At 67.7% G+C, this 22,112-nt stretch carries 23 protein-coding genes and 1 tRNA gene; 9 read left to right on the plus strand and 15 right to left on the minus strand.

Translation table 11 applies throughout. The features are described 5' to 3' along the window. Positions 1 to 59: 59 nt before the first annotated feature. The 3 genes from AC07OX_RS01495 (at position 60) to AC07OX_RS01505 (ending at position 2,726) form a co-directional block, all read left to right on the plus strand. The gene (locus AC07OX_RS01495; protein ID WP_083259139.1) at positions 60 to 785 is read left to right on the plus strand and encodes a helix-turn-helix domain-containing protein; all 726 of its coding nucleotides are present in this window, start codon (positions 60 to 62) and stop codon (positions 783 to 785) included. Between the two features lie 540 nt (positions 786 to 1,325). After that, complete coding sequence (locus AC07OX_RS01500; RefSeq protein ID WP_095948641.1) at positions 1,326 to 1,559, plus strand: hypothetical protein; 234 nt, start codon at positions 1,326 to 1,328, stop codon at positions 1,557 to 1,559. Between the two features lie 102 nt (positions 1,560 to 1,661). Beyond that, the gene (locus tag AC07OX_RS01505; protein WP_095948642.1) at positions 1,662 to 2,726 is read left to right on the plus strand and encodes an asparaginase; all 1,065 of its coding nucleotides are present in this window, start codon (positions 1,662 to 1,664) and stop codon (positions 2,724 to 2,726) included. A gap of 15 nt (positions 2,727 to 2,741) precedes the next feature. On the opposite strand, the gene AC07OX_RS01510 is transcribed toward AC07OX_RS01505, so the two are convergent. Beyond that, entirely contained in the window at positions 2,742 to 3,644 is a 903-nt protein-coding gene (locus AC07OX_RS01510; RefSeq protein ID WP_495262551.1) for a LysR family transcriptional regulator, read from the minus strand. Positions 3,645 to 3,766: 122 nt separating this feature from the next. On the opposite strand from AC07OX_RS01510, the gene AC07OX_RS01515 reads away from it, so the two are divergent. Both AC07OX_RS01515 and AC07OX_RS01520 read left to right on the plus strand, forming a co-directional pair. After that, the gene (locus AC07OX_RS01515; protein ID WP_495262552.1) at positions 3,767 to 4,474 is read left to right on the plus strand and encodes a type 1 glutamine amidotransferase domain-containing protein; all 708 of its coding nucleotides are present in this window, start codon (positions 3,767 to 3,769) and stop codon (positions 4,472 to 4,474) included. 15 nt (positions 4,475 to 4,489) lie between these two features. After that, complete coding sequence (locus AC07OX_RS01520) at positions 4,490 to 5,347, plus strand: type 1 glutamine amidotransferase domain-containing protein (protein WP_495262553.1); 858 nt, start codon at positions 4,490 to 4,492, stop codon at positions 5,345 to 5,347. Positions 5,348 to 5,426: 79 nt separating this feature from the next. On the opposite strand, the gene AC07OX_RS01525 is transcribed toward AC07OX_RS01520, so the two are convergent. The 5 genes from AC07OX_RS01525 to tolB form a co-directional block, all read right to left on the minus strand. Continuing rightward, positions 5,427 to 5,502: transfer RNA gene (locus tag AC07OX_RS01525), tRNA-Lys, on the minus strand. A gap of 51 nt (positions 5,503 to 5,553) precedes the next feature. Continuing rightward, a complete protein-coding gene (locus tag AC07OX_RS01530) occupies positions 5,554 to 6,372 on the minus strand; it encodes a tRNA threonylcarbamoyladenosine dehydratase (protein ID WP_235926844.1) in 819 nt (272 codons plus the stop codon). 80 nt (positions 6,373 to 6,452) lie between these two features. Then, positions 6,453 to 7,205 (minus strand): tol-pal system protein YbgF, encoded by a 753-nt coding sequence (gene ybgF / locus AC07OX_RS01535; RefSeq protein ID WP_062470144.1) that lies wholly within the window; start codon positions 7,203 to 7,205, stop codon positions 6,453 to 6,455. Then, entirely contained in the window at positions 7,205 to 7,723 is a 519-nt protein-coding gene (gene pal / locus AC07OX_RS01540) for a peptidoglycan-associated lipoprotein Pal (protein ID WP_062470142.1), read from the minus strand. The genes ybgF and pal overlap by 1 nt, the downstream gene beginning before the upstream one ends. A 36-nt stretch (positions 7,724 to 7,759) precedes the next feature. Beyond that, positions 7,760 to 9,076 carry a Tol-Pal system beta propeller repeat protein TolB gene (gene tolB, locus AC07OX_RS01545; RefSeq protein WP_095745431.1) on the minus strand — a complete coding sequence of 439 codons (1,317 nt, stop codon included), beginning with the start codon at positions 9,074 to 9,076 and terminating at the stop codon, positions 7,760 to 7,762. A gap of 163 nt (positions 9,077 to 9,239) precedes the next feature. Between tolB and msbA the strand changes: the two genes are divergently transcribed. After that, complete coding sequence (gene msbA / locus AC07OX_RS01550) at positions 9,240 to 11,024, plus strand: lipid A export permease/ATP-binding protein MsbA (RefSeq protein WP_159271700.1); 1,785 nt, start codon at positions 9,240 to 9,242, stop codon at positions 11,022 to 11,024. 3 nt (positions 11,025 to 11,027) lie between these two features. Here the strand turns inward: msbA and AC07OX_RS01555 are convergent, their stop codons facing one another. After that, a complete protein-coding gene (locus tag AC07OX_RS01555; RefSeq protein WP_495262554.1) occupies positions 11,028 to 11,789 on the minus strand; it encodes a GntR family transcriptional regulator in 762 nt (253 codons plus the stop codon). A gap of 99 nt (positions 11,790 to 11,888) precedes the next feature. Here AC07OX_RS01555 and AC07OX_RS01560 point away from each other — a divergent pair, with 99 nt between their 5' ends. The 3 genes from AC07OX_RS01560 (at position 11,889) to AC07OX_RS01570 (ending at position 15,104) form a co-directional block, all read left to right on the plus strand. Then, entirely contained in the window at positions 11,889 to 12,671 is a 783-nt protein-coding gene (locus tag AC07OX_RS01560) for an SDR family oxidoreductase (RefSeq protein WP_495262555.1), read from the plus strand. Between the two features lie 47 nt (positions 12,672 to 12,718). Continuing rightward, positions 12,719 to 13,651 carry a 3,5-dioxohexanoate:acetyl-CoA acetone transferase gene (gene kce / locus AC07OX_RS01565; protein WP_495262556.1) on the plus strand — a complete coding sequence of 311 codons (933 nt, stop codon included), beginning with the start codon at positions 12,719 to 12,721 and terminating at the stop codon, positions 13,649 to 13,651. A 121-nt stretch (positions 13,652 to 13,772) separates the two neighbouring features. Further along, positions 13,773 to 15,104 carry an MFS transporter gene (locus AC07OX_RS01570; RefSeq protein ID WP_159271696.1) on the plus strand — a complete coding sequence of 444 codons (1,332 nt, stop codon included), beginning with the start codon at positions 13,773 to 13,775 and terminating at the stop codon, positions 15,102 to 15,104. Between the two features lie 33 nt (positions 15,105 to 15,137). Here AC07OX_RS01570 and rng read toward each other — a convergent pair whose 3' ends face one another. Genes rng through AC07OX_RS01610 form a run of 8 tightly spaced genes read right to left on the minus strand, consistent with a single transcriptional unit; the run spans position 15,138 to position 22,090 of the window. After that, positions 15,138 to 16,664: a ribonuclease G gene (rng, locus tag AC07OX_RS01575; protein ID WP_056580445.1), complete on the minus strand. Its 1,527-nt coding sequence runs from the start codon at positions 16,662 to 16,664 to the stop codon at positions 15,138 to 15,140. A 7-nt stretch (positions 16,665 to 16,671) separates the two neighbouring features. Then, on the minus strand, positions 16,672 to 17,274 hold the full coding sequence (locus AC07OX_RS01580; RefSeq protein ID WP_495262557.1) for a Maf family protein: 603 nt from the start codon (positions 17,272 to 17,274) through the stop codon (positions 16,672 to 16,674). A gap of 40 nt (positions 17,275 to 17,314) precedes the next feature. Next, positions 17,315 to 17,782, minus strand: a complete 468-nt coding sequence (gene rlmH, locus AC07OX_RS01585) for a 23S rRNA (pseudouridine(1915)-N(3))-methyltransferase RlmH (RefSeq protein ID WP_070060813.1) — start codon at positions 17,780 to 17,782, stop codon at positions 17,315 to 17,317. Then, positions 17,779 to 18,474, minus strand: a complete 696-nt coding sequence (gene rsfS, locus AC07OX_RS01590) for a ribosome silencing factor (protein ID WP_062470113.1) — start codon at positions 18,472 to 18,474, stop codon at positions 17,779 to 17,781. Before rsfS ends, rlmH begins: the two co-directional genes overlap by 4 nt. Then, entirely contained in the window at positions 18,474 to 19,106 is a 633-nt protein-coding gene (gene nadD / locus AC07OX_RS01595; RefSeq protein WP_095948654.1) for a nicotinate (nicotinamide) nucleotide adenylyltransferase, read from the minus strand. The genes rsfS and nadD overlap by 1 nt, the downstream gene beginning before the upstream one ends. Further along, a complete protein-coding gene (gene hemF, locus AC07OX_RS01600; protein ID WP_495262558.1) occupies positions 19,103 to 20,023 on the minus strand; it encodes an oxygen-dependent coproporphyrinogen oxidase in 921 nt (306 codons plus the stop codon). The genes nadD and hemF overlap by 4 nt, the downstream gene beginning before the upstream one ends. Beyond that, positions 20,023 to 21,321 (minus strand): phosphoribosylamine--glycine ligase, encoded by a 1,299-nt coding sequence (purD, locus tag AC07OX_RS01605; RefSeq protein WP_062470106.1) that lies wholly within the window; start codon positions 21,319 to 21,321, stop codon positions 20,023 to 20,025. The genes hemF and purD overlap by 1 nt, the downstream gene beginning before the upstream one ends. 43 nt (positions 21,322 to 21,364) lie before the next feature. Next, positions 21,365 to 22,090: a YebC/PmpR family DNA-binding transcriptional regulator gene (locus AC07OX_RS01610; RefSeq protein WP_056580425.1), complete on the minus strand. Its 726-nt coding sequence runs from the start codon at positions 22,088 to 22,090 to the stop codon at positions 21,365 to 21,367. Positions 22,091 to 22,112 lie beyond the last annotated feature (22 nt).

The raw sequence follows: 22,112 nt of genomic DNA on the forward strand, positions 1-22,112 counted from the left end.
CTTTTTTTCCTATTTTAGAGTCCAATACGAATATTCATCTGCGCTTGAATCTCCACCCCATGGAGACTATTGCTTCACGTGCCCTGGCCGCACGCAAATTCGCCAAGATGACGCAGAAGCAGGCCGAGGCCGCTTCGGGCGTCAAGCAGTCGAGCATCTCGAAGATCGAGCGTGGCGACACCAGCCGGTCGATGAGCGTGCTCGCCCTGGCACGCGCCTACCGCGCCGACCCCAACTGGCTCGACACCGGCGACGGCCCCGCCCCGTGGGACGAGGTGCAGATACGCTTGGCACGCGACAACGCCCACGAGCCGCCCGGCCCCTACCGCGTCACCCGCATCGCGCCCGTCGGCCCGGCCTTCGCGCCGCAGACGCCCGGCACCGTGCCGCTGATCTCGTGGGAGCAGGCCGGCGAATGGCGCGGCGCCGAATCGCCGCCCCGGCCCACGCTGGCCGAACGCTGGATTCCCTGCATCGCGCACCACAGCGCCGGCACCTACGCGCTGCGCGTGCGCGGCGACAGCATGACCTCGCCGCACGGGCACCTGAAGAGCTACCCGGCCGGATCGATCGTCTTCGTCGACCCGCAGCACACCACGCCCGACGACGGCGAGCGCGTGGTCGCCAAGCTGGACGACGACATCCGTGGCGAAGTCACCTTCAAGGTCTACAAGGAAGACGCGGGCCGCCGCTGGCTGCTGCCGCTGAACCCCGCGCACGAGGCCGTGCGCGTGCCCTTCACCGTGCTGGGCACCGTCATCGGCAAGTGGGAAGACGAAGACTGAAGGCCCAAAGGGCCTCTTTTCGCGAGGTCAGGTTGCGTACAGATTCGCCGGGCACAGTGAGGTTTCTCCCGGTGGCTTGCACCTCTGATCCTCCCTCCTCCAGCAAGTCACCTTCCAGCCCGCCCTCGTGCGGGCTGTTTTTTTGCCTGCACCGCTGCGCGCCGGGCGGCGGCTTTTGATGGGGTCGATTCTTTCTGGTATATAATTCGCGGTTGCCCGAAACGATCGGGCATTTGCCTGGCCAGGCAAGCTGAATCTCATACCAGCGCGTCGAAGTCATAGCGACGAGAAAAACAACAATGACTTCCGCAAACGAATCTTTGCCGTAGCGTGGACCGCGTAAGAGTTCACGACCACATTCCGACAAAAGCCCTCCTCGCGAGGGCTTTTTCATTTCTGCGCGCCAGTGGCCCCGAGGCGTCCGCCTTCCGTCAACCCCTCTTCTTTCCTACACGGTGTAACGGAATGCGACCTACGCAGTACCACGCAGGCCCAAGAGACGATTCGTTCACTGTCAGCACAGGGAACAAAGGGAATCACATGAGTCTCAGGGACATCCGCGAACGCTACGGCGTCAGCTTCGAAAGAGGAGCCCGCGTCATCTGCGGCGGCCGGCTCGGCACCGTCGCCGGCGCGAGCAATTCGCACATCCGCATCAAGTTCGACGGGCGCCAGATCAGCAGCCCGTGCGATCCCCTGGAGGTTCAGCCCTGCAACGAAGGCGCCGTGAACCTCTCGCCGCAGACCACGCAAGACTGGCACGCCCCGGCGTAGCCCTGCCTGCGTGCCCGATGGGGCACATCTTCCTTGGCGTCCACGGTGTGGCGCAGCCGTCGCGTAGCATCGGCGCGCACCCTCACACCGCCAAGGAAACCCATGAAGACTCTGAAGAGGACACTCGCACTTGCGACGATCGGCCTGGCAGCCGTGGCCACGTCGGCGCAGGCACAGACGCAGGCGCGACCCGTCGTGCAGTTCATCGCCACGGGCGGCACCATCGCGATGAAGATCGACCCCGTCACCAAGGGCGTGGTGCCCGCGATCTCGGGCGACGACCTGATGCAGACGGTGCCCGATGCCGGCAAGTACGCGACCATCGAGGTCAACAACTTCTCGGCCATGTCGTCCAACTACATCGAGGCGAAATGGTGGACGCGCCTGACCAAGGCCGTCGACGATGCGCTCGCGCGCCCCGAGGTGGCCGGCGTGGTCATTGCGCACGGCACCGACACCATGGAAGAAACGGCCTACTGGCTGGACCTGACCGTCAAGTCCGACAAGCCGGTGATCCTCATCGGTGCGCAGCGCAATGCCTCGTCGCCCGACTTCGACGGCCCGCGCAACCTGCTCAACGCCATCCGCATCGCCACCACGCCCGAGGCGCGCGGCAAGGGCGTGATGCTGGCAATGAACAACCAGATCAACGCGGCACGCAACGTCACCAAGACGCACACCGCCAACGTCGAGACCTTCAATTCGGGCGACTTCGGCTTCCTGGGCGAGGTGTGGGACGACAAGGTCGTCTTCACCCGCTCGCCGCTGCGGCGCCAGCACATCGACATCGGCAGCGCAGAGATGCCGCGCGTGGAAATCGTCGCCATGTTCGGCGGCGCCGACGGCTCGCTCATGCGCTACGCCGTCGACCAGGGCGCCAAGGGCATCGTGGTGCAGGCGGTGGGCATGGGCAACATGAACGTCTCGATGTTCGAGGCGCTCAAGTACGCGCTGTCCAAGGGCGTGCCGGTGGTCGTCTCCACGCGCGTGCACAACGGCCGCACGCGCCCGGTCTACGGCTTCGTGGGTGGCGGCAAGACCAGCGACGAGGCCGGCGCGGTGATGGCCGGCGACCTGAGCCCGCAGAAGGCACGCCTGCTGCTCATGCTCCAGCTGCACCGCGGCGTCACTGGCAAGGCCGAGCTGCAGGCCGCGTTCGACCGCTGAGCCCCGCGCACCGCGTCAGGCCGGCGCGCCGGCCAACGCATCGATCAGGGCGCGCGAGGCGGACGACAGCCGCCGGTGCGGCGCATAAATCACCGACACCGGCCGCGAACGCCCGCACGCCGGCGCCAGCACCTCCACCGCGCGGCCCTGCACGAACAGCGGGCGCGCGATGAAGTCGTAGGTCTGGCAGATCCCGAGCCCGCTCAGCGCGAGCGCAACCACGCCCAGCACATCGTCCGACACCTGGAGGCTGCCGTGCGGCGTCCAGTCCACGTCGCGCCCGTCCTCCTGAAGAATCCACGGCGCCACGCGGCCGGTGCTGGGCATCACGAAAGGCAGGCAGGCGTGCTGCGCGAGGTCGCCGATGCGCGCCGGCACGCCTGCGCGCGCGATGTAGTCCGGCGCGGCCAGCAGGCACATCGGCGCGTCCTCGAGCTTGCGCCCGACCAGGCCGCTGTCGGGCAACGGACCCATGCGGATCGCGAGGTCGTAGCCCTCGGCCACGAGGTCGACGTTGCGGTTGGTGATGTTCAGCTCCACGCGCACCTGCGGGTGGCGGGTGCAGAAAGGCTGCAACAGCGCCGGCAGCCGGTGATGGGCGTAGGTGGTGGGCACGCTCAGGCGCACGCTGCCGGTGAGCTCGTCGCCCTGCCCCTGCATCGCGCGCTCGGCATCGTCGATGAGCGCGAAGGCCGCACGCGACTGCTCCAGGTACAGCCGCCCCTGCTCGGTGAGGCTCAGGCGCCGCGTCGTGCGGCGCAGCAGCTGCACGCCCAGCCGCGCCTCCAGGCGCGTGATCGCGCGGCTGAGCACCGAGGGCGTCGTCGCCAGCGCCACGGCACCGGCCGTCATCGAGCCCTTCTCGACCACGGTGACGAAGGTTTCCACATCCCCGAGGTGATCGAATCGGCGGCTCATCTTGTCTCCTGAAGAACAAATGTTTTCCCGATTGGCCAGTTTATCGCCGAAGAGGCAATCAATACATTCGATCTCGAGGGCCGCAGGGCCCTGCCTCTTCACCTTTTCTCCAGGAGCTACAGATGACTTCCACCACCACCGCCCCGTCGATCCGCCCCGTCCTGATGGTGCTCACCAGCCATGGCACCAAGGGCGCCACCGGCGGTGAGCCGACGGGCTTCTACCTCGGCGAACTGACCCACCCGCTGGCCGAGCTCGAGGCGGCCGGCATTGCATTCGAACTCGCGTCCATCCAGGGCGGCGAACCGCCGGTCGATGGCCTGGACCTCGGCGATGCGGTCAATGCGCGCTACTGGAACGACAGCGGCTTTCGCGAGGCCCTGCGCCACACGCAGCGCCTGGGCGATGTCGACGTCTCGAAGTACAGCGCGATCTTCTTTGCCGGCGGACACGGCGCGATGTGGGACTTTCCGACCAGCCCCGACGCGGCGCGCGTGACCCGCGAGGTCTACGAAGCGGGCGGCGTGGTGGGCGCGGTGTGCCACGGCCCCGCAGCGCTGGTCAACGTGACGCTGGGCAACGGCGCCTACCTGGTCGCGGGCAAGAACCTCAGCGCCTTCACCGACGACGAAGAACGCGCCGTCGGCCTCGCGCAGACCGTGCCCTTCCTGCTCGCCACCACGCTCGTGCAACGCGGTGCGCACCACCACCCGGCGCCCGACTGGACGGCGCAGGTCGTGGTCGACGGCCGGCTCGTCACGGGGCAGAACCCGCAGTCGGCCGCGGGTGTCGGCGCGGCGATGCGCGAGCTGCTGCTGCGCCAGAACTGAAAGGAAAGAACTTCCATGAACGCTCTCCACAAACTCGCCGCCGTCGCGGCCCTCGGCATGGCCGCGCTCGGCGCGCAGGCCGCCAACGTGCTGGTCGTGCTGTCGGATGCCGACCACCTCGACCTGAAGGACGGCAAGGTCTTCGCCACCGGCTTCTATCTGAACGAGCTGATGCAGCCTGTAAAGCTGCTGCTCGACGCCGGTCACCAGTTGACCTTCGCCACGCCGCTGGGCAACGCGCCCACCGTGGACGCGTCGTCGGTCGACAAGATGTATTTCGATGGCGACGAAGCCGCCCTCAAGCGGCACAAGGCGCTGCTCGACAAACTGAAGCTCACCTCGCGCACGGACTCGCCGGTGATCAGCCTGTCGCGCGTGGCGCAGATCGGCTACGCCCGCTTCGACGCCGTCTATGTGCCGGGCGGCCATGCGCCCATGCAGGACCTGCTGACCAGCCCCGCGCTGGGCCGGCTGCTCGCGGACTTTCATGCACGCCACAAGACCACGGCCCTCGTGTGCCACGGCCCGATCGCACTGCTCTCGACCTTGCCCGACGCACAGGGCTTCACGAACCGGCTCGCAGCGGGCGGCACGGTCGAGCAACGCCCCGACTGGATCTACGCCGGCTACCGCATGACCGTGATCAGCAACCAGGAAGAGGAGCTTGCGAAGGCGGCGCTGCAGGGCGGCACGATGAAGTTCTATCCGCAGACCGCGCTGCAGCAAGCCGGCGGTGCCTACAGCAGCAACCAGGCGCCGTTCACGCCGAACGTGGTGATGGACCGCGAACTCATCACCGGGCAGAACCCGGCGTCGGCGATCGGTGTGGGGCGCGAACTGCTCAAGCGGCTCAGGCAACAGCCGGCGTCCTGACCGCCTGCCTGGCGTCGGACCCAAGAAAAAAGCCAGCTGTCAGGTTGACAGCTGGCTTTTCATGTTTCGCATGGCTCGGTGGTAGGACGTACTGGATTCGAACCAGTGACCAACGGATTAAAAGTCCGCTGCTCTACCAACTGAGCTAACGTCCCGGAACCATTTTTCTTGCTTCTTGCCGACGTTGAATCCAGCAAAGCCTTGGATTATAGCGTGGTGTTTCTCGCAATTTCGTCAAGCACCCACCCTGCCGCACATTGACCGAAGGTGGCGGTCACGCTGACCACCGATCCGTAGCCGTGGCAGTTGAGCGAACCGTCGCCCGCGTCGATCTGGCAGGACGCATCGGGCGGTGCCACGCTCTCGCGGCTGAACACGCAGGCCAGGCCGATCTTGCGACCTTCGCGCGGCGCGCCGTGCAGTTTGCGCAGCCGCTGGCGAAGCTGGGCCAGCAACGGGTCGTGGGTGACGAGCGACAGGTCGTCGATGTCGACCTTGTGCGCCTGCCGCTTGCCACCCGCCGCACCGACCGTGATGAACGCGGTGCTGCGCGACACGGTGCGCGCCCAGGCGGCCATGGCGAGCTTGGCCTTCACCTGGTCGCAGGCGTCGATGACGGCATGGACCGGCCCGTGGGCGGCCTGCGCGGTCTCGAGCAGCGACGCCCAGTTGTCGGGCTCGACGAACTCGTCGATGGCGAGCACCTGGCAGTCGGGGTTGATCTGCGCGATGCGCTCGCGCATGGCCTCGACCTTGGCCTGCCCGACGGTCGAGTCGAGCGCGTGGATCTGGCGGTTGATGTTCGACTCCGACACGTGGTCGAGGTCGATGAGCGTCAGTCGCCCCACCCCGCTGCGCGCCAGCGCCTCCACCGCCCACGAGCCCACGCCGCCGATGCCGACGACGAGCACATGCGCGTGACGGATGCGCGCGGCACCGGCCACGCCGTACAGGCGCTCGAGGCCGCCGAAGCGGCGCGCAAAGTCAGGCGCCGCGGTGTCGGTGAGGACATCCGCGGCGGCCATGGGGAGGGACGAGGCTTCTTCAGCCGAAGGCGTCATCGAAGCACTCTCAAGCGGAATACTCCGTCGAAACGGTCATTGCGTCAACGCAGGCGCGACAGACGCTCGCGGCCCGCCTGTGCGGCTTCCGACTGCGGGTAGGCCTTGGTCAGGTCTTCCAGCGTGCGGCGTGCGGCGCGCGTGTCCTTCAGTTCGATCTGGCAGTTCGCGATCGACAGCACGGCTTCGGGCGCCTTGGCATGGTCGGGCGCGAGCGAGAGCATCGAGCGGAAATTGGCGATGGCTTCGTTGTAGTTGCGCGTGGCGTACTGCGCATTGCCGAGCCAGAACAGCGCGGACGCGTTGTAGCCGCTTTGCGGGTAGCGCTTCACGAACTCGGCGAAGGCGGTCTGGGCCTGTGCGAACTGGCCCGAGCGGAAGACGCCCAGGGCGGCTTCGAAGTCGGCCTTTTCCTTCGGATCGGCATTGAACTCGCGCCCGTCGATCGAGACCTTGGAAGGCTCGTTCTGCTTGAGCTTGTCGTCGATGGTGGTCTGGCGCGACTGCATTTCGCTCAGCGTGCGCGTGAGCTGTTCGTTCTGGCCGGTCATGCGTGCCAGTTCGCCGCGCATCTGCTCGATCTGGCTTTGCAGGTCGAGCAGGCTGCGACGCAGCTGGCCGTTTTCGTCGGCCAGACGCTGGTCGGTCTGCTGGCGCATGGCTTCGACGCGCTGGCGCAGGTCGAGGATGGCGCGGCGCGCCTCGTCGTCCTCGAACAGCGCCGCCTGCGAGCCGGCCGACGCGCAGAACAAGGCGGCGGCGAGGGCCGCGCCTCGCCACAGGGCACGTGGTTGCATCACCGGGTGTAGCGGATTTCAGCGCGGCGGTTCTGCGCCCACACTTCTTCACCCGAGCCTTGGGCCGCGGGCTTTTCCTTGCCGAAGCTCACGGCTTCGATCTGGCTGTCGTTCACGCCCAGCAGCGTGAGCGCGCGGCGCACGGCTTCGGAACGCTTCTGGCCGAGGGCCAGGTTGTACTCGCGGCCGCCGCGCTCGTCGGTGTGGCCTTCGATCGAGATGCGACGTTGCGTGGCGCCCTTGAGGAAGCGCGCGTGGCCGTCGATCACCGACTGGAACTCGGGCTTGACCGTGTAGCTGTCGTAGTCGAAGTACACGATGCGTGCCACGCCGACCGGACCTTGCGCCGTGTTGGCGTTCGGGTCGATGGTCACCGGGGCCACGGCGGTTGCGCCGCCTTGCTGGCCGCCGGCCGTGCCGCTGCGGTCGGTGACCGGCGTTTCGTTGAGCTTGGTGCCCGACGAGCAACCGGCGATGAGCGCCACGATGGCGAGCGAATAGATCGTACGTTTCAACATTTGCGAACTCCTCAAGTAAATTTATCTGGTCAATGCTTATTGCTTCTGAAACGGACCCCAGTCCGGTTCACGGATGTCTCCCGCCTGACCCGCGAGGCGGGCCTTGATCTTTCCGTCCAGCGTGGTCGTCATGAGCGCCTCGCGGCCCTGCAGGTGCGTGGCATAGACGATCAGCTTGCTGTTGGGTGCGAAGCTCGGGCTCTCGTCGGCCGTGGTGTCGGTGATCGCGGCGACATTGCCGCTGGCCAACTCCATCACGTGGAGTTTGAACGCACCGCCGACCCGCGAGATGTAGGCCAACCACCGGCCATCGCCGCTGACAGATGGAGAAATGTTGTAGGTGCCGCTGAAGGTGACCCGCGTCGGGTTGCCACCGCTGGCGCTCATCTTGTAGATCTGGGGCGCGCCGCCGCGGTCGCTCACGAAGTAGATCGTGCTGCCGTCGGCCGAGTACACGGGCTCGGTGTCGATGCTCGAGCTCTGGGTCAGGCGGCGCGGTTCGCCGCCGCTGGCCGGGATGGTGTACAGCTGCGAGCCGCCATCGCGGCTGAGCGTGACGGCCAGCGAGCCGCCGTCGGGTGCCCAAGCCGGGGCGCTGTTGGAGCCCTTGAAGTTGGCGAGCAGCCGGCGCTGGCCGCTGGCCACGTTGTGCACGTAGACCACGGGCTTGCGCGACTCGAAGGACACATACGCCAACTGCTGGCCGTTGGACGACCAGCAGGGCGAGATGATCGGCTCGGGGCTGGCGAGCGCAGCCTGCGCGTTCTCGCCGTCGGCATCGGCCACCCACAGCGAATAGCGGCTGCCACCCTTGGTGACGTAGGCGATGCGGGTCGAGAAGATGCCCTTCTCGCCGGTCAGCTTCTCGTACACGTAGTCGGCGATGCGGTGGGCCGCCAGGCGCAGGTCGCCCTGCGGCACGGTGTAGCTCTGGCCGCCGAGGTCGCGGTCTTTCACGACGTCCCACAGGCGAAAGCGCACGTCATAGCGGCCGTCGCCCAGCCGGCTGACGCTGCCCACCACGAGCGAGTCAGCGGTGCGCTGGCGCCACAGGGCGAGGTCGGGGCGCGAGGACTCGTCCAGCGCCTGGCCCGAGGCATCGACGCCGCGGAACTGGCCGCTGCGTTCGAGGTCGGCCTGGACGATGTCGGAAATCTTCTGGGGGGAGGCGTCCTGCCCCCGGAAAGGCACGAGCGCGATCGGCAACTGCGTCAGCCCCACGCCCGACACCTCGACCCGGAACTGGGCCATGGCGGGAAGCATGGGAGAGGCAGCAAGGGCCGCGATGAGGCTGCGGCGTGCAATCAACGATGAAGAAGGAGTTGGGGAAAGATCTGGCAACGGCTTGTTCATGCGGTTCGGAGAGGTTTCCGGGTAAAAAGTTTCTCCCCGGCGTTTCACGGGCCACATGTTACACACTGGGTTGAACCCGCCGTCACAAAACGTTTATCCGGCGAAATGGTCCTACAGCCCCTCAAAAAGGCGGTCGGAGCGGCCCCGTAAAATCCGCCGCCATATGCAAGCATCCCCCGGCAGCGAGAGCGCCCGCCCTCCCCTCATGCGCCGGCTGGCGCGACTCATGACCTGGTTCGGCAGTTCGCGCCAATGGTGGGCCGTGGGGCTGATCGGCGCCCTGCTGGCCGCACTCACCGAGCCGCTCATGGCCGCCCTGCTCAAGCCGCTGCTCGACCGGGGCTTCACGCGCGGCGAGATGCCGCTGTGGTTCATTCCGGCCGCCGTGCTGCTGCTGTTCGCGGTGCGCGGCATCGCCCAATTCATTTCGCAGTACGCGCTCTCGCGCATCGCCAACGAAGGCATGCAGAAGCTGCGCCGCGTGCTGTTCGAGCGACTGCTCGGCGCCGAGCTGGCGCTGTTCGCGCGGCAGTCGGCCAGCGCGCTGTCGAACACGGTGGTGTACGAGGTGCAGACCGGCGCCATGCTGCTGGTGCAGGCGCTGCTCGGGCTGTCGCGCGACGGCTTCACGCTCATCGCGCTGCTGGGCTACCTGGTCTACCTGAACTGGAAGCTCACGCTCATCGTCGCCTTCCTGGTGCCCAGCATCTCCTGGATCATGAAGGTGTTCTCCAAGCGCCTGTACAAGCTCACGCAGCAAGGCCAGCAAGCCACCGACGAGCTGGCCTACGTGGTCGAGGAAAACGTGCTGGCCCACCGCGTGGTACGCCTGCACGGCGCCGAGCAGGCGCAGGAGCGCCGCTTCGAACAACTGAGCCAGCGCCTGAACCGCCTGGCCGTGAAATCGACCATCGCCCAGGCCGCCACCACGCCGCTGACGCAGATGATGGCTTCGCTGGCGCTGTCGGTGGTGGTGATGATCGCGCTGTGGCAAAGCGGCAAGCAGGGCTTCACGGTGGGCGGCTTCGTCGCCTACATCACGGCCATGCTGATGCTGATCGCGCCGATCCGCCGCCTCGCAGAAGTGGCCGGGCCGATCACGCGCGGCCTCGCAGCGCTGGAGCGCGGCTTGATCCTCATCGACGAGGTCGCGCCCGAATCGCAGGGCGCCTTCAGCATCGCGCACGCCCAAGGCCACATCGAGCTGCGCAACGTGCAGGTCAGCTACCGCGGCGACGACGAACAACGCGCGCTCGACGGCGTGAACCTCGTCATCGAGCCAGGCCAGGTGGTGGCCTTCGTCGGCCCCTCGGGCTCGGGCAAGACCACGCTGGTCAACCTGCTGCCGCGTTTCGTGCAGCCCAGCGGCGGCCAGGTGCTGCTCGACGGCCACGACACCAGCGAGTGGCAGCTCAAGAGCCTGCGCGCCCAGTTCGCGATGGTGAGCCAGGACGTGGTGATGCTCAACGACACACTCGCCGCCAACGTGGCGCTGGGCGGCGACATCGACATCGCGCGCGTGCAGTCCTGCCTCGAGGCGGCCAACCTGAGCACGCACGTCGAAACCCTGCCGCAGGGCATCGACACTGTGCTGGGCCACAACGCCACGCAGCTGTCGGGCGGCCAGCGCCAGCGGCTGGCGATTGCCCGCGCGCTGTACAAGAACGCGCCCGTGCTGCTGCTCGACGAAGCCACATCGGCGCTGGACACCGAATCGGAACGGCTGGTGCAGGACGCCCTGCAGCGCCTGATGCAAGGCCGCACCACGCTGATCGTGGCGCACCGCCTGTCGACCATCCAGCACGCCGACCGCATCATCGTGATGGAGCAAGGCCGCATCGCCGAGCAAGGCAGCCACGAACAGCTCATGGCGCGCGACGGACTCTATGCGCGGCTGCAGACGCTGGCGGTGCGCAGCGCGGCGCCGGGGCAGGACCCGACGCTCTGACCGTCAGCGCGCGGTGCCCGCCGCGCTGCGCGCCTTCTTCGCCGCTGGTGCGGCGTTCTGCGGCGGCAGCGTGCCATCGGACACGAGCACGCCCGTCGACAGGATGAACTCCGCCGCGCTTTCGATGTCGCCCTGCAGCGCGGCACGGGCCTTGGCACCATCGCGGCGCTTCAGCGCGGCCAGCAGCGCCGCATGGTGCGACATCGCCACCTTGTCCCCCACGCGGCGCGAGCCGGCCCGCAGGTCGTAGTTGAGGATGGGGCCGATGCGCAGCCACAGCGCCTCGATCATCTGCAGCAACACCGGCATGTCGGCGGCGGCGTAGACCGCGAAGTGGAACTCCTTGTTGAAGGTGACGAGCTTCGAGCCGTCCGGGCTGGCCGCATCCATCTCGGCCGCGAACTCGTCGTGCCAGCGCGTGATGTCGCGCAGCGCCACCGCGCCCGACGCCGAGGCCGCCAGCTCCGTGGCCAGGCCTTCGAGGTTGGTGCGGATGGTGGTGATTTCCTTGAACTGCGCCGCCGTCATCCGGGGCACGCGCAAGGTGCGGCTGGGCGTGAGTTCGAGCGCCTGCTCGGCCACCAGGCGCTGCATCGCCTCGCGCACCGGCATCACGCTCACGCCCAGCGCCTCGGCCGCGCTGCGCAATGAAATCTGCTCGCCCGGCATCATCTGCCCGCTCATCACGAGGTCGCGCAACTGGTCGTAGACGTTGGCGCTGAGCGTCTGGCGCTTCAGGGGGGTGACGAGATCGGTGAGGCTCATGCGTCGAAGTATATGGCCGGGGTATTCCCTATGAATTATCTGTGATCACAGATATACGATCCCCATCATTCCGAAATCGACCTCAAGGATCTCTTCAGCATGTGGAACAACAACTCCCTCGCCGGCCGGCGCGTGCTCGTCACCGCCGGTGCCAACGGCATCGGCCTGGACATCGTGCGCAGCTTCGCCGCGGCGGGCGCCAGGGTCTTCGTCTGCGATGTGCAGGCTGCCAGCCTCGACCAGCTCGCGCGTGAACTGCCCGAGGTGGGCCGCTGCGTTGCCGACGTGTCCAACGAGGACGACGTGGCCCGCCTCTTCGAGGCCGTCGACCGCGAACTCGGTGGCCTCGACGTGCTGGTGAACAACGCCGGCGTGGCCGGCCCCACCGGCCCGGTCGAGACCGTCTCGCTCGCCGACTGGGAACGCACGATGGCCGTCAACGTCACCGGCCAGTTCCTCTGCGTGCGACTGGCCGTGCCGCGCCTGCGCAAGGGCCGCCTGCCCGCCATCATCAACCTGTCCTCGGCCGCCGGGCACCTGGGCATGCCGGGGCGCTCGCCCTACTCCGCCTCGAAGTGGGCCGTCATCGGCTTCACGAAAACGCTGGCACTCGAGCTCGGGGCCGACGGCATCCGCGTCAACGCGATCCTGCCAGGCGCGGTCGACGGTCCGCGCATCCGCGCGGTGATCGCCGCCAAGGCCGAGGCGCTGGGCAAGCCGCTCGACGAAGTGACGCGTGCCTACACCGCGCAGGCCGCACTGGGCCGCATGGTGACGGCCGCGGACATCGCCAACATGGTGCTGTTCGCCGCGAGCGACCTGGCCGCCAGCGTCACGGGCCAGGAGCTCGTGGTGGACGGCCACACGCAAGCACTGAGCTGATCCGCTCGCACGCCCTTTCTTTCCCTCTTCTTCTTTCCGGACACCTCATGGCCCAACGCCCCAAAGCCATCATCACCTGCGCTCCCACGGGCGCCATCCACACGCCCAGCATGTCGCCGCACCTTCCCGTGACGGCCGACGAGATTGCGCAAGCTTCGATCGAAGCCGCCCGCGCCGGCGCCGCGATCCTGCACTTGCATGCGCGCGACCCGAAGGACGGCCGCCCGTCGCAGGACCCGGACCTGTTCCGCCCCTTCCTCTCGAAGATCAAGGCTGCAACCGATGCGGTGATCAACATCACGACCGGCGGCAGCCCGCACATGAGCGTCGAAGAGCGCATGCGCCCGGCCACCACCTTCAAGCCCGAGCTCGCCTCGCTCAACATGGGCTCGATGAACTTCGGCCTCTTTCCGATGCTGGAGCGCTTCAAGTCCTTCGCGCATGAATGGGAGCGCGAGCACCTGGAGAACAGCCGCAACCTGATCTTCAAGAACACCTTCGCCGACATCGAGAACATCCTCAAGCTCGGCAACGCCAACGGCACGCGCTTCGAGTTCGAGTGCTACGACGTGAGCCACCTCAACAACCTGCGGCACTTCCTGGACCGCGGGCTGGTGCAGGCGCCGGTCTTCGTGCAGACGGTCTTCGGCATCCTGGGCGGCATCGGTGCCGATCCCGAGGACCTGATGCACATGCGACGCACCGCCGCGCGGCTGTTCGGCGACCGCTTCGAGTGGTCGATCCTCGGCACCGGCCGCAACCAGCTGCCGCTGGCCACCATCGGCGCGGCCATGGGCGCGCACGTGCGCGTCGGGCTAGAAGACTCGCTGTGGATCGGCCCGGGCCGGCTCGCCGCGTCAAGCGCCGAACAGGTGCTGCGCATCCGCGCCGTGCTGGAGGCCCTGAACATCGACATCGCAACACCCGCCGAAGCCCGCGAGATCCTCGGGCTCAAGGGCGCGGCACACGTCGACTTCTAGCCCCGCGCCAGAACCACTGACCCGACTCGGCCCGGCCCATGACCGGGCCGCATCTGCACGCCCGCCGGCGCCTGCCGACGACCTTCCGCCAGAACACGACAGGACAGGAGAGAGACATCCCATGCAACACCCATCCATCCCCGCCACGCCGCCGGGCCTGCGCGCCCGCCAGGCCGTCGACGAACAGGCCTCGCTCAATGCGCTGATCTTCCGCAAGCTCATGCCGCTGCTGGTGCTGGCCTATGTGATCAGCTTCATCGACCGCACCAACATCGCACTGGCCAAGAGCCACATGGCCGTGGACATCGGCATCTCGGCGGCCGCCTACGGGCTGGGCGCCGGGCTGTTCTTCCTGAGCTACGCGCTGCTCGAAGTGCCCAGCAACCTCGTGATGCACCGCGTGGGCGCGCGCTGGTGGATCGCCCGCATCATGATCACCTGGGGCCTGCTGTCGGCCGGCATGGCCTTCGTCACGGGCGAGACCTCGTTCTACGTGATGCGCATCCTGCTCGGCGCGGCGGAAGCCGGCCTGTTTCCGGGTGTGATGCTGTACCTGAACTACTGGTTCGGCCGCAAGGACCGCGCACGCGCCACGGGCTACTTCCTGCTCGGCGTGTGCATCGCGAACATCCTCAGCGGCCCGGTCGGCGGCGCGCTGCTGCAGATGGACGGCCTGTGGGGCTGGCACGGCTGGCAATGGATGTTCGTGCTCGAAGGCCTGCCCGCCGTGGCGCTGGCCTTCGTGGTCTGGCGCAAGCTGCCTGACGGCCCCTCCAGCGCCAGCTGGCTCACGCGCCCGCAGGCGCAGGCCATCGAACGCCAGCTCGCCGCCGAACGCGCCGAAGACGTGGCCAACGGCCAGGTCGGTGAGTCGTTCCGCGCCTGCCTGGTCGACCGGCAGATCTGGCTAGCGATCTTTGTCTACTTCTGCCACCAGATCAGCATCTACACGGTGATCTTCTTCCTGCCGAGCATCATCGGCACCTACGGCAAACTCTCGCCGCTGGAAATCGGCGCGCTCAACTCGCTGCCCTGGGTGGCCGCCGCCGTCGGCGCCATCGCGCTGCCGCGGCTCGCGGTCACGCCGCAGCGCGGCCGGCTACTGCTGCTGGTCGGGTTGGTCTCGATGGCGGTGGGCCTGCTGATCGCAGCCTTCGCAAGCCCGGCCATTGCGCTGGCCGGCTTCTGCCTCACGGGCTCGATGTTCTTCGTGGTGCAGTCCGTGATCTTCCTGTTCGCGTCGTCACGGCTGGCCGGCGTGGCACTGGCAGGCGGGCTGGCGCTCGTGAACACCTGCGGCCTCGTGGGCGGCTTCATCGGCCCGTCGGTGATGGGCTGGATCGAGCAGAGCACGGGCAGCACGAAGAACGGGCTGCTGCTGATCGCCGGCATGCTGGTGGCCGCTGCACTGGCCAGCATCTGGATGCGGCAAGGCCAGGAATCGAAGCGCTGACCCGTCGTTGCAACGGGCCGCGCGCTCCTGTCGTCAGAGCAGCACGATGTCGTACTGTCCCTGCCCGATCGCCGGCTCCGACTGCAGCGAGATCGGCTTGCCGATGAAGTCGCTCAACCCGGCGAGGTGCTGGCTCTCTTCGTCGAGGAACAGCTCGATGACCTGCGGTGACGAGACGATGCGGAACTCGCGCGGCGTGAACTGCCGCGCCTCGCGCAGGATCTCGCGCATCACGTCGTAGGCCACGCTGCGCGCGGTCTTCACGATGCCCTGCCCGCCGCAGGCCACGCAGGGCTCGCACAGCATGTGGGCCAGCGATTCGCGCGTGCGCTTGCGCGTCATCTCGACCAGGCCGAGCTGCGAGAAACCGCCGGCCGTGGTCTTCACGCGGTCGCGTGCGAGCTGCTTGCGGAACTCGGCCAGCACCTGCTCGCGATGGTCGTCGCGCGCCATGTCGATGAAGTCGACGATGATGATTCCGCCCAGGTTGCGCAGGCGCAGCTGCCGCGCAATGGCCTGCGCGGCCTCGAGGTTGGTCTTGAAGATGGTGTCGTCGAAATTGCGCGCACCGACAAAGCCGCCGGTGTTCACGTCGACGGTGGTCAGCGCTTCGGTCTGGTCGACCACGAGGTAACCGCCCGACTTCAGGTCGACGCGCCGGCCCAGTGCCTTCGCGATTTCCTCGTCCACCGAGTACAGGTCGAAGATCGGCCGCTCGCCCTTGTAGTGCTGCAGCTTGCCGGCCGCCTGCGGCATGAATTCAAGGCCGAACTTCAGCAGCACCTCGAACTGCTCGCGCGAGTCGATGCGGATGGTCTGCGTGTCTTCGCTCGTCATGTCGCGCAGCACGCGCTGCAGCAGGCTCAGGTCCTGGTGCAGCAGCGACATGGCCGGCATCCGGCTCGAGGCCTCGCGGATGCGGGTCCAGGTCTTGCGCAGGTAGGCGATGTCTTCGGCCAGTTCGGCGTCAGCGGCGTCTTCACCGTTGGTGCGCAGGATGAAGCCGCCCGTGTTCACCGGCACCACGCCGCCGCTCTCAGCGGCCGCGGCCGCCTCGATGAGCGCCAGCATGCGGTTGCGCAGCGACTCGCGCTGGTCGGGCGGGATCTTCTGCGACACGCCGATGTGGTTGTCCTGCGGCAGGAACACCAGCAGCCGGCCCGCGATGCTGATCTGCGTGGACAGCCGCGCGCCCTTGGTGCCGATCGGGTCCTTGATGACCTGCACCAGCAGCGACTGGCCCTCGAACACCTGCTTCTCGATGGGCACCATCGGTCCGCCGTTGCGGTGGTCGCGTTCGGGCGGCGTGGCGCTCGGGCGCGAGCCCGGCGTGAACGGCGAGACGATGTCGGCCACGTGCAGGAAGGCGGTGCGTTCCAGGCCGATGTCGATGAAGGCCGACTGCATGCCCGGCAGCACGCGCGAAACCTTGCCCAGGTAGATGTTGCCGACCAGCCCGCGCTCGAGCGTGCGCTCGACGTGCAGCTCTTGCACCGCGCCGTGCTCGACCAGCGCCACACGGGTCTCCTGCGGAGACCAGTTGATCAGGATGTCTTGCATGGATGTCTTAAGTATTGAAACCGACGCTTCGAAGCAGCTGCGCGGTCTCGAACATGGGGAGTCCCATGATGCCCGAATAGGAGCCGCTGATGTGCTCGACGAACGCAGCCGCCGCGCCTTGAATGGCATAGGCGCCGGCCTTGCCGAGCGGCTCGCCGCTGGCGGCGTAGGCCGCAACCTGCTTCTTCGTGAGCGCGGCGAAGCGCACGCGCGACACGCTGAGCGCCGCATGGCGTCGACGGCCGTTCTGCAACGCGACCGCCGTGAGCACGCGGTGCGTGGCGCCGGACAGGTGCGCGAGCATGCGCTCGGCATCGCGCGCGTCCTCGGGCTTGCCGAGGATGCTGCGGCCGAGCGCGACGGTGGTGTCGGCGCACAGCACGGGCGCGTCGGCCAGGCCAAGGCGCTTGCGGCGCGCGACGGCGGCATCGAGCTTGAGGGCAGTCACGCGCTGCACGTACGCGGTGGGCGACTCGTTCGGCAGCAAGGCCTCGAGCGCCTCGGCGTCTTCGTCGGCACCGGCCAGCAGCAGTTCGTGGCGCACGCCGAGCTGGCCGAGCAATTGGGCGCGGCGCGGGCTTTGCGACGCGAGGTAGATGAAGTCAGGCAAGTTCAGGTCTCCGAGGTGGGCCCCACCGCCGGCCCTGTGGTCATTCCCGGTGGTACGGATGGCCCGCGTTGACCGACCACGCCCGGTAGAGCTGTTCGACCAGCAGCACGCGCGCCATGGCATGCGGCAGGGTCAGGTCGGACAGGCGGATGCGTTCGTGCGCCGCGGCCTTGAAGGCCGGGTCGAGCCCGTCGGGGCCGCCGATGACCAGCGCCACGTCGTCGCCCTCGCCCTGCCAGGTCTGCAGCCGTGCAGCCAGCGCCTTGGTGGTGAGCGCAGTGCCGCGCTCGTCGAGCACGACGATGCGCATGCCGCGGGCGATGGCGCCCTCGATGCGCTCGCGCTCGGCGGCATACAGCGTCTCGAGTGTCTTGGAACCTCGCGGCTCGGTCTTGACAGCGCGCAGCTCGAGCTTGAGCTCGGGCGGGAAGCGCTTGGCGTAGTCGTCCCAGGCAGTCTGCGCCCAGTCGGGCATGCGCTGCCCGACGGCGACCACCAGCAGCTTCATGCGCGGCGGGCTGGCGCCTTCTTGGCCGGCGCCTTCTTCGCAGCGGTCTTCTTGGCGGCCGGCTTGCCGACCACCTTCACCGGCACGCGCGCGGTGCCCGTGGCGGACTTCTTCGCGGGGGCCTTCTTGGCGGCGGTCTTGCCTGCGGTCTTCGATGCGGCCTTCTTCGCCGGGGCCTTGGCGGCCTTGGCTTCCTGCTCGGCCGCGCGGATCGCGGTCTTGGCGGCGCTCGAACGGCGCAGGCTCGGCGTCTTGGCGGCGGCCGTCTTCTTCTCTTCGGCGCCCTTGACGACGGACGAGGCGGTGGCCAGCGCGGGCTTGGTGGCACCGAGCTTGGCGCGCACCGGCTTGTCGCCCCAGATCTCTTCGAGGTGGTAGTACTGGCGGATGGCGGGTTGCATGATGTGCGCCACGGCCGCGCCGCAGTCCACGATGATCCACTCGCCGTTTTCCTCGCCCTCGGTGCGCGGCTTGGCAAAGCCGGCTTCACGCACGGCGTCGCGCACGCTCGACGCGAGCGCCTTGGTCTGGCGGTTGGAGGTGCCCGACGCCACGATCACGCGCTCGAACAGCGGCGAGAGGTGCTCCGTGTCGAATACCTGGATGTCCTGCGCCTTGACGTCTTCGAGACCATCGATGATGGCTCGCTGGAGTTTTTGGATGTCTTTTTTGGCGGCGGCTTCAGTGGTCATCAGGCAGAGCGGTAGAGGTGGTGTTGGTCAATATAGCGTGCAACCGTGGGCGGAACCAGCGAGGAAATGTCCACACCCGACGCCACACGCCGCCGGATATCGGTGGCGCTGGTGTCCATGGCGGCAGGCAGTTCAAGCGCCTCGAAACGCGCGCCAGCCGGGAGGCCGGGCAGCTGTTTCGGATCAAAACGAGTGACGTCACCCGTCGATAGTGCGCGATACGCTACAGAAACGATAGCAATGCCGAGTATATCCTGCCAGCCGTGCCAGGTCGGCAAGGCCGCCGCCTGGTCCGCGCCCATCACCAGCACGAGCTGTGCGCCGGGCTGCTCTTTCTGCAATTCATGCAGCGTGTCGAGCGTGTAGGTCGGGCCGTCGCGCAACACCTCGCGGCTGTCGATGACGACCTTGCCTTGCAGGTTGCCGAAGGCCAGCCGCGCCATCGCCAGGCGATCTTCCTTCGGCGTGAGCGTGCGGCTCTTGTGCCAGGCCTGCCCCGTGGGAATGACGTGCAACTCCGTCAGATCGAGTTGTGCCAATGCAGCTTCAGCCAGGGCGACGTGCGCGTTGTGCGGCGGGTCGAAGGCCCCGCCGAAGACGCCGATGCGCAAAGCGGAACCGGTGGGGCTCACACCCAGTCCCGGCGCACGATGAAGTCGCTGTACAGCGCGGCTTCGGGGCTGCCCGCTTCGGGCTGTTGCCGGTAGGCCCAGCTCGCGAGCGGCGGCATCGACAGCAGGATCGATTCGGTGCGTCCGCCCGACTGCAGGCCGAAGTGCGTGCCGCGGTCCCACACGAGGTTGAACTCGACATAGCGCCCGCGCCGGTACAGCTGGAACTCGCGTTCGCGCTCGCCGTACGGCATGCTGCGGCGGCGCTCGACGATCGGCAGGTAGGCCTGCAGGAAGGCATCGCCGACCGAGCGGATCAGCGCAAAGCCGTTCTCGATGCCGCCCTCGGCGAAGTCGTCGAAGAAGATGCCGCCGATGCCGCGCTGCTCGTTGCGGTGCTTCAAAAAGAAATACTCGTCGCACCAGGTCTTGAAGCGCGGGTACTTGTCGGCGCCGAAGGGTGCGAGCGCGTCGCGGCACACAGTGTGGAAGTGCACCGCATCTTCTTCGAAGCCGTAGCACGGCGTGAGGTCCATGCCGCCGCCGAACCAGCACACGGGCTCGCCGCCGCCCGCGGGCTGCGCGGCCAGCATGCGCACGTTCATGTGCACGATCGGCACGTAGGGGTTGCGCGGGTGGAACACCAGCGACACGCCCATGGCCTCGAACGGTGCGCCCGAGAGCTCGGGGCGGTTCTGCGTGGCCGAGGGCGGCAGCTTGGCGCCGCGCACCTGCGAGAAGCCGACGCCAGCGCGTTCGAACAGCGCACCGCCTTCGAGGATGCAGGTCAGGCCGCTGCCCTGCAGCGGCTCGCCGGGCTCTTTCTGCCAGGCGTCGCGCACCGCGCTGCCGCCGTCCGCCGCCTCGACCGCGGAGATGATCGATTGCTGCAGTCCGCGCAGGTAGTCGCCGACCGCCTTCGGCTGGGTGGCTGGCATCAGGCGTGGGGCGTGTTGCGCGCGTTGACGGCGCGGTAGCCGATGTCCTTGCGGTACTGCGCGCCGTCGAACTGCACGCGCGCCGCGACCTCGTAGGCGCGCTGCTGCGCCTGCTTGACGCTGTCGGCCAGCACGGTCACGCAGAGCACGCGGCCGCCGCTGGTCTTGAGCTCACCGTTCTCCAGCGTGGTGCCCGCGTGGAACACCACGGCATCGGGTGCCTCGGCTGGGATGCCGCTGATGCGGTCGCCCTTGCGCGGCGACAGCGGGTAGCCGTGCGCGGCCATCACCACGCCCAGTGCCACGCGGCGGTCCCATTGCAGCTCGACCTGGTCGAGCGTGCCGTCGGTGGCGTGCCAGAACACCTCGAACAGGTCGGACTTGAGGCGCATCATGATCGGCTGCGTCTCGGGGTCGCCCATGCGGCAGTTGAATTCGAGCGTCTTGGGCTGGCCGGCCGCGTCGATCATCAGGCCGGCATAGAGGAAGCCGGTGAACGGAATGCCGTCCTTTTCCATGCCGCGGATGGTCGGCAGGATGATCTCGCGCATGGCGCGCGCATGCACCTCGGCCGTGACCACGGGCGCGGGCGAGTACGCGCCCATGCCGCCGGTGTTCGGGCCTTCGTCGCCATCGAGCAGGCGCTTGTGGTCCTGGCTGGTGGCGAGCGCGGCAACGTTCTTGCCGTCGCACATCACGATGAAGCTGGCTTCTTCGCCTTGCAAAAATTCTTCGATGACGACGCGTGCGCCGCCTTCGTTGTGCGACACGCCGAACTTGTTGTCGACCAGCATGAAGTCGACGGCTTCGTGGGCTTCCTGCGCCGTCATGGCAACCACCACGCCCTTGCCGGCGGCCAGGCCGTCGGCCTTGACGACGATCGGTGCGCCCTTGGCGTCGATGTACGCATGGGCCGCGGCGGCGTCGGTGAAGGCCTCGTATTCGGCCGTCGGGATCTTGTGGCGCTTCATGAAGGCCTTCGAGAAGGCCTTGGAGCTTTCGAGCTGCGCAGCCGCCTGCGTCGGGCCGAAGATGCGCAGGCCGTGCGCGCGGAACTCGTCCACCACGCCGGCCGCCAGCGGCCCCTCGGGGCCGACCACGGTCAGCGCGATTTTCTCGGCCATCGCCCACTCGCGCAGCGCGGCGGGCTCGGTGATGTCGATGCAGTCGTAGCGTTCGTCGCTCACGGTGCCGCCGTTGCCGGGCGCCACGTAGACGCGGCTGACCCGGTTGCCCTGCGCCAGCCGCCACGCCAGTGCGTGCTCGCGGCCCCCTCCTCCAATCACCAGTACCTTCATTCGCGGGCTTTCGTTTGTCGCTGTGGATCCATCATTCATTCGCTCAGTCGGACAGTGCGGCGTTGTGATACACGTCCTGCACATCGTCCAGGTCCTCGAGCACGTCGAGGAGCTTCTGCATCCTGGCGGCGTCTTCGCCGGTCACGTCCACGGTGTTCTCGGCGCGCATCGTGATTTCGGCGGCGTCGGGCTTCAGGCCCGCGGCTTCGAGCGCGTTTTTCACGGCCTCGAAGTCGCCGATGGCGGTGAGCACCTCGATGGCGCCGTCGTCGTCGGTGATCACGTCCTCGGCGCCGGCTTCGAGGGCCACTTCCATGACCTTGTCCTCGCTGGTGCCGGGCGCAAAGATGATCTGGCCGCAGTGCTTGAATTGGAAGGCCACCGAGCCTTCGGTGCCCATGTTGCCGCCGTGCTTGGAGAAGGCGTGGCGCACTTCGGCCACGGTGCGCACGCGGTTGTCGGTCATGGTGTCGACGATGATCGCCGCGCCGCCGATGCCGTACCCTTCGTAACGAATTTCTTCGTAATTGACGCCTTCGAGGTTGCCCGTGGCCTTGTCGATGTTGCGCTTGACGGTGTCGATGGGCAGGTTGACCGCCTTGGCCTTTTCGACCGCCAGCCGCAGCCGGGGGTTGGCGCTGAGGTCTGCGCCGCCGGCGCGTGCCGCCACCGTGATTTCACGGATGGCGCGGGTCCAGAGCTTGCCCCGTTTCTCGTCCTGGCGGCCCTTGCGGTGCTGAATATTTGCCCACTTGCTATGTCCGGCCATGGCTTTCTCTCTCGCTGTCGTG

It is taken from the genome of Variovorax sp. GW821-FHT09D07, from assembly GCF_059416345.1.

What these genes read in the sequence shown, in the direction of transcription:
- AC07OX_RS01495 (WP_083259139.1), top strand. Translation starts at nt 60, where the DNA reads ATGGAGACTATTGCTTCACGTGCCCTGGCCGCACGCAAATTCGCCAAG.
- AC07OX_RS01500 (WP_095948641.1), top strand. Translation starts at nt 1,326, where the DNA reads ATGAGTCTCAGGGACATCCGCGAACGCTACGGCGTCAGCTTCGAAAGA.
- AC07OX_RS01505 (WP_095948642.1), top strand. Translation starts at nt 1,662, where the DNA reads ATGAAGACTCTGAAGAGGACACTCGCACTTGCGACGATCGGCCTGGCA.
- AC07OX_RS01510 (WP_495262551.1), bottom strand. Translation starts at nt 3,644, where the DNA reads ATGAGCCGCCGATTCGATCACCTCGGGGATGTGGAAACCTTCGTCACC.
- AC07OX_RS01515 (WP_495262552.1), top strand. Translation starts at nt 3,767, where the DNA reads ATGACTTCCACCACCACCGCCCCGTCGATCCGCCCCGTCCTGATGGTG.
- AC07OX_RS01520 (WP_495262553.1), top strand. Translation starts at nt 4,490, where the DNA reads ATGAACGCTCTCCACAAACTCGCCGCCGTCGCGGCCCTCGGCATGGCC.
- AC07OX_RS01530 (WP_235926844.1), bottom strand. Translation starts at nt 6,372, where the DNA reads ATGGCCGCCGCGGATGTCCTCACCGACACCGCGGCGCCTGACTTTGCG.
- ybgF (WP_062470144.1), bottom strand. Translation starts at nt 7,205, where the DNA reads ATGCAACCACGTGCCCTGTGGCGAGGCGCGGCCCTCGCCGCCGCCTTG.
- pal (WP_062470142.1), bottom strand. Translation starts at nt 7,723, where the DNA reads ATGTTGAAACGTACGATCTATTCGCTCGCCATCGTGGCGCTCATCGCC.
- tolB (WP_095745431.1), bottom strand. Translation starts at nt 9,076, where the DNA reads ATGAACAAGCCGTTGCCAGATCTTTCCCCAACTCCTTCTTCATCGTTG.
- msbA (WP_159271700.1), top strand. Translation starts at nt 9,240, where the DNA reads ATGCAAGCATCCCCCGGCAGCGAGAGCGCCCGCCCTCCCCTCATGCGC.
- AC07OX_RS01555 (WP_495262554.1), bottom strand. Translation starts at nt 11,789, where the DNA reads ATGAGCCTCACCGATCTCGTCACCCCCCTGAAGCGCCAGACGCTCAGC.
- AC07OX_RS01560 (WP_495262555.1), top strand. Translation starts at nt 11,889, where the DNA reads ATGTGGAACAACAACTCCCTCGCCGGCCGGCGCGTGCTCGTCACCGCC.
- kce (WP_495262556.1), top strand. Translation starts at nt 12,719, where the DNA reads ATGGCCCAACGCCCCAAAGCCATCATCACCTGCGCTCCCACGGGCGCC.
- AC07OX_RS01570 (WP_159271696.1), top strand. Translation starts at nt 13,773, where the DNA reads ATGCAACACCCATCCATCCCCGCCACGCCGCCGGGCCTGCGCGCCCGC.
- rng (WP_056580445.1), bottom strand. Translation starts at nt 16,664, where the DNA reads ATGCAAGACATCCTGATCAACTGGTCTCCGCAGGAGACCCGTGTGGCG.
- rlmH (WP_070060813.1), bottom strand. Translation starts at nt 17,782, where the DNA reads ATGAAGCTGCTGGTGGTCGCCGTCGGGCAGCGCATGCCCGACTGGGCG.
- rsfS (WP_062470113.1), bottom strand. Translation starts at nt 18,474, where the DNA reads ATGACCACTGAAGCCGCCGCCAAAAAAGACATCCAAAAACTCCAGCGA.
- hemF (WP_495262558.1), bottom strand. Translation starts at nt 20,023, where the DNA reads ATGCCAGCCACCCAGCCGAAGGCGGTCGGCGACTACCTGCGCGGACTG.
- purD (WP_062470106.1), bottom strand. Translation starts at nt 21,321, where the DNA reads ATGAAGGTACTGGTGATTGGAGGAGGGGGCCGCGAGCACGCACTGGCG.
- AC07OX_RS01610 (WP_056580425.1), bottom strand. Translation starts at nt 22,090, where the DNA reads ATGGCCGGACATAGCAAGTGGGCAAATATTCAGCACCGCAAGGGCCGC.